Source organism: Nitratireductor sp. GCM10026969 (assembly GCF_042660605.1).
GTDB lineage: Bacteria > Pseudomonadota > Alphaproteobacteria > Rhizobiales > Rhizobiaceae > Chelativorans.
This window is the reverse complement of the sequence record NZ_JBHSUM010000220.1, coordinates 1-5,121: the sequence shown is the minus strand read 5'-3', so window position 1 is coordinate 5,121 and position 5,121 is coordinate 1. Positions and strand designations below refer to the sequence as shown.

General features: G+C 64.8%; 5 protein-coding genes and 1 pseudogene. 4 read left to right on the top strand and 2 right to left on the bottom strand.

Features of this window, described 5'->3' with window-relative positions:
• Window positions 1-159: 159 nt before the first annotated feature.
• The 4 genes from ACFP9U_RS23695 (at window position 160) to ACFP9U_RS23680 (ending at window position 3,158) form a co-directional block, all read left to right on the top strand.
• Window positions 160-543, top strand: coding sequence for an RNA-binding S4 domain-containing protein (locus ACFP9U_RS23695; protein ID WP_378625220.1), 384 nt, complete (start codon window positions 160-162; stop codon window positions 541-543).
• A gap of 157 nt (window positions 544-700) precedes the next feature.
• Window positions 701-1,039, top strand: coding sequence for a ferredoxin FdxA (gene fdxA / locus ACFP9U_RS23690; protein ID WP_322453199.1), 339 nt, complete (start codon window positions 701-703; stop codon window positions 1,037-1,039).
• Between the two features lie 360 nt (window positions 1,040-1,399).
• A complete protein-coding gene (locus ACFP9U_RS23685; RefSeq protein WP_322453200.1) occupies window positions 1,400-1,975 on the top strand; it encodes a CarD family transcriptional regulator in 576 nt (191 codons plus the stop codon).
• 319 nt (window positions 1,976-2,294) lie between these two features.
• Window positions 2,295-3,158 (top strand): RNA polymerase factor sigma-32, encoded by an 864-nt coding sequence (locus tag ACFP9U_RS23680; protein WP_322453201.1) that lies wholly within the window; start codon window positions 2,295-2,297, stop codon window positions 3,156-3,158.
• Window positions 3,159-3,160: 2 nt separating this feature from the next.
• Here the strand turns inward: ACFP9U_RS23680 and ACFP9U_RS23675 are convergent, their stop codons facing one another.
• A complete protein-coding gene (locus tag ACFP9U_RS23675; protein WP_378625218.1) occupies window positions 3,161-4,642 on the bottom strand; it encodes a M48 family metalloprotease in 1,482 nt (493 codons plus the stop codon).
• A gap of 183 nt (window positions 4,643-4,825) precedes the next feature.
• Window positions 4,826-5,121, bottom strand: a pseudogene (locus tag ACFP9U_RS23670) (thiamine ABC transporter ATP-binding protein); the annotation flags it as partial.

Here is a 5,121-nt window from a genome sequence, read left to right as displayed (position 1 = left end):
CAGGCCGCCGAGGGACCGGCGCAAGGGGGGCAAGGACGGCCATAAGGGCGGACCGGCAAGGCCGCAGCGCGAGGACCGCCCGCCGAAGGTCGATCCCGACTCGCCCTTCGCGAAGCTGGCCGCACTCCGAGATCAGCTCAGGAAATAGGCGGGCCTCGCGTGGGCGCGGACGGACGGCAGCGTATCGACAAGTGGCTGTTCTTCGCGCGGGTGGTCAAATCCCGCTCGCTCGCCGCCCGGCTGGCCCAGGCGGGCCGGGTGAGGGTCAATCGCAACAAGATCGACCAGGCCGCCCATCAGGTACGGCCGGGCGACGTGCTCACGATCACGCTCGACCGACGGATTCTGGTCTATCGCATTCTCGCGTCGGGCGAGCGGCGCGGGCCGGCCGACGAGGCCAGGCTGCTCTATGAAGACCTGACGCCGCCCGCACGGCCCGGCAGTGCCGAGCCTCCGGCCCTGCGGCCCCTTCGCGAGCCGGGCGCCGGGCGCCCCACCAAGAAGGACAGGCGGGCGTTGGACAGGTGGCGCGGCGAAGAATAGAGGCCGGCACCGCACCGCCGTTTCCCGACATTGCACCGGTGAAAAGCTGTTCTCCTGCGACGTGCGGCGGCGGAATGGCGACCCTTGCCACGGCGCTTTAAAGGGTCTACCTCACCCGCCGAAAGTGATTGCGGCCCGAAAGGCCGGGGAGCCCGATATGACCTATGTCGTGACCGACAACTGCATCAAGTGCAAGTATATGGACTGCATCGAGGTATGCCCCGTCGACTGCTTCTATGAGGGCGAAAACATGCTCGTCATTCATCCCGACGAGTGCATCGACTGTGGCGTCTGCGAGCCGGAATGCCCCGCCGAGGCGATCAAGCCCGACACCGAGCCGGGTCTCGACCAGTGGCTGCAGGTTAATACCGAGTATGCCGAGAAGTGGCCGAATATAACGGCCAAGAAAGAACCGCCCGCCGACGCCAAGGAATTCGACGGCGTCGAAAATAAATTCGAGAAGTATTTCTCGTCCGAGCCGGGCGAAGGCGATTGATCTAATGACGCGGCCGTGCAAGGGTCGCGTCACCGTGTCGCATGTTGGGCAGGCGGGCATTTTGCCTTCCGGCCATGAGTGTGCACGTGCAGCAAATTGTTGATTCTTTCAGCCTTTTGTGTTAGATTCTTTTGACATGCCGGTGACAACACGTCTTTTGATGGCGCAGACGCGATAATCACTGAAAGGTGGGGCCTATTTCCGGACCAAGGCGACTTGGGCCAGGCAAGGATGCACGAGCGGCAACCGCTGGCTTCCGGAAGCCTCAAGACCTGCGCACACTTCGACGATAGCCGGCCTGCGGCATGGGCGGGGCGAGGGTACGACTCCGCCCCCAACAAGAACAGGAGTGTTAGGCGTATGGCAACCCAGCAAAAGAAGTCGGCACAGCGCCAGGGTTTCAAGACGGGCGAATACATTGTCTATCCCGCGCACGGGGTTGGACAGATCGTCACCATCGAGGAACAGGAGGTGGCCGGCCACACGCTGGAGCTGTTCGTTATCGATTTCCAGAAGGACAAGATGCGGCTCAAGGTGCCGGTCGCCAAGGCGACTGCCATCGGCATGCGCAAGCTTTCCGAGACGGATTACGTCGATCGGGCGCTGAAGGTGGTTCAGGGGCGCGCACGCGTCAAGCGCACCATGTGGTCGCGCCGCGCGCAGGAATACGACGCCAAGATCAATTCCGGCGATCTCATCTCCATTTCGGAGGTGGTGCGGGACCTTTACCGCGCCGAACACCAGCCGGAGCAGTCCTATTCCGAGCGCCAGCTCTACGAGGCCGCGCTCGACCGGATGGCGCGCGAGATCGCCGCGGTCAACCGCATGTCGGAAACCGAGGCGGTGCGCCTCATCGAGGTGAACCTCAACAAGGGACCGCGCCGCGGCAAGACCGAAGCCGATAACGAGGAAACGGAGAAGGAGGAGGCGGCGTAAGCCACCCTCTTTCACCACCGGCAGCTTCGAACCCGGCCGCTTGCGGCCGGGTTTTTCATTTGTCGGAGTGGTTCATGGCCTGCATGCAGCCATTCGCGAAGGGGCTGCAGGCGCAAAAGGAGTTACGGTCGCTTATCAGGCGAAGGGACGCCGAAGCGATCACAATTGCGCGAGGCATCTCGCGCCATAACCGCTGTGCTCCGCTTCGACCCTCCTGCCGGTGGAACTTTTGGCGTTCCACACGGGTTAAGCGATGCGACGTCCGAAACGGCTCGGCTCCGGCCGGCCATCGGCCCGCGAGGAGGCTTGGGAGCGCGAGATGCAGCAAGACGCCAGGCGCAAGCTGATCAAGGCGGCGATGAAGGCGCCATATTTGGCCCGGGAGGAGGAGCACGCGCTGGCCATCCGCTGGAAGGAGCGTCAGGACCAGCAGGCGCTGCACCGCATGACCATGGCACATATGCGGCTCGTCATCGCCATGGCGGCCAAGTTCCGCCATTTCGGCCTTTCCATGAGCGATCTCATCCAGGAGGGCCATGTCGGGCTCCTGGAAGCGGCGGCGCGCTTCGACCCTTCACGTGAGGTTCGCTTCTCGACCTATGCCACCTGGTGGATACGCGCCTCCATCCAGGATTACATCCTGCGCAACTGGTCTATCGTGCGTGGCGGCACGAGCTCGGCCCAGAAGGCGCTTTTCTTCAATCTGCGGCGCCTGCGCACCAAGCTGCAGAAGGCCGGCGGCGACACGCCCAGCCAGGACGTCTATCGCGAAGTGGCGCAGGCACTCAGGGTTTCGGAAGCCGATGTAGCTCTGATGGACGCGCGCCTTGCCGGCTCCGACACCTCGCTCAACGCGCCCTTGAAAAGCGACGGCGACATGGCCTCCGAGCGCATCGAGTTTCTCGTCTGCGACTCCCCGGCACCGGACGAGGTGGTGGGCGAGGCGATCGACGGCGAGCGCCGCGCGCAATGGCTGAACCAGGCACTGGGCACGCTCAACGGGCGCGAGCTGACGATCCTGCGCGAAAGGCGCCTGTCGGAGGACGGCGCAACACTGGAATCCCTCGGCGCGACGCTGGGCATTTCCAAGGAGCGGGTGCGCCAGATCGAGTCGCGCGCCATGGAGAAGCTGCGCACCGCGCTCGTGAAGCGGCACCCCGAGATCGCCCCGCAGGCCGGCTGACGCTATTCGTCGGTGACGATCTTGACGCGGTCGCCGGCCGAGATGGTCGACCCGGATCCCAGACCGTTCAACACGCGGAAGAGCTCAAGCTTGCGGTCCACCCCTTCCATCCGGTTGGCGAAGGTGGCGACGGATTCGCCCGGCCTGACGGTTACCACGCGGATCTTGAGCGGCTTCAGCGCGGCGATCTCGGCTTTGTCGAGGACGCGGAAGCTGCCGGTGATCGCACGGGCCGTGCGTTCGAGCGCATCGCTGTCGCGCGGGGCGCCGGTCAGCAGACGGTAGACCTGCTCGCCGACGCGCACCACCGTCACGTCGAACTGCCATTCCCCCGTATAGGCGCGGGCCGTCGCCGCTTCGCGGCCGTTGATCGTCGTCTCGCGAATGGAGCTTGCATCCAGCCCACCCAGCCAGTCACCCTGCAGGTAGTCCCTGAGGGAAACGCTGCGCGCAACCGTGGCCCCATCGAAACGGAAGGCCAGGTCGTTCGGCCCGGAGGCAACGACCTCGCCGGCTGAATTGTCGATCACGAACCCTTCCGGCACGGCAAAGGCAACCCCCAGCGTGGGGTGCAGGAACTGGCGCCCGCGCACATAGCCCTGGTCCGCCCGGTCGCCAAAGAGAAGACCGTCGAGCCCGTCGAGGAACGTGTCGCGGTCGCGGTCGCCGGCCCCTGGCGCGCCATAGCTTTGCGCGTGCTCCTGCGCCAGCTCGATACGGCGCGGCGCGTTCGGATGGCTTGCCAGGAAATCGAGGCTCTGATCCCGTGCGCCGCTGACGTTGCGATAGCTCTGATAGGCATCCATGGAGCGCAGGAAACGCGCCGCCGCGTAAGGATCGTAGCCAGCGCGCCAAATGGAACGGATACCGATCTCGTCTGCCTCAAGCTCCTGATTGCGCGAGAACTGGGCAAGCCGCAGTTTGCTGCGCACCGCTGCCGCGCGTGCATTGCTGTCGGAGCTTAAGACCCCCTCCACCACGCGCGAGGTCAGGTTCACCTCCGCCTCCCAGCGCTGGCGCTCGATCCCGTGATTGGCCGTCACATGCGCCATTTCGTGGGCGAGAACGGCGGCAATCTCCGCCGAATCGTTCGCAAGCGCCAGAAGCCCGCGCGTGATATAGAGATAGCCGCCCGGCAGGGCGAAGGCATTGATGCTGGGCGAATCGAGAATGGTGATGCGGTAGGTCTGGGACGGATTGTCCGGGTCGAGCGTCAATTTGCCGACGATCCGCGCCAGCATGCGCTCCAGCTTCGGATTGGAGTATTCGCCGCCATAGGTCTGCAGGATCTTCGGATGCTGCCGCCGCGCCAGGTCCGCCAGCCGGTCGCCGCGCGTCACCGTGTCCACCGTCACCGGATTGGGGGACGGCACGAAGCCGACCTCCGTCAGTTCCGCCGGCTGGCAGCCGGCCAGACCCGACACCAAGCCGGCGAACAGCACCTTGCGCAAGGGCCGTATTCCCGCCCCGGAGGTCAAGGCCATTCTCGTGGGTAGACGAGGGAACAGGACGATATCCTTTCGACAGCTTTCCGGTTGGCACCTGCGCTCGTTGCCGAGCTAGCCACAGACTTCCCGACAAAACAAGAATCCGCATGCGGAGCCTGCACCCGTGACGGTAAATAATGACGAAATCGGGTTAGGCAATTCAACTTTTGGAAAGGACCGCTATCTGCGCGCGCCGAGATAGCGGTCGAAAGCGGGCGACTTGCCGCCGGACAGGAAATCGCGCGTGGGGCCGACGGCTGAGACGATGCCGTTTTCCAGAAAGACCAGTGTCCGGGACAGGCGCTCGGCGTCGCGCGGATCGTGGGTGGCCATGAGCACCGTCATGCCCTGCTCCCCGTGAAGATCGGTGATCAGATCCAGCATCTCGTCGCGCAGCGCCGGCCCGAGCGAGGCGAAGGGCTCGTCGAGGAAAAGGACGGCCGGCCGGCGCACCAGAACGCGCGCCAGCGCCACGC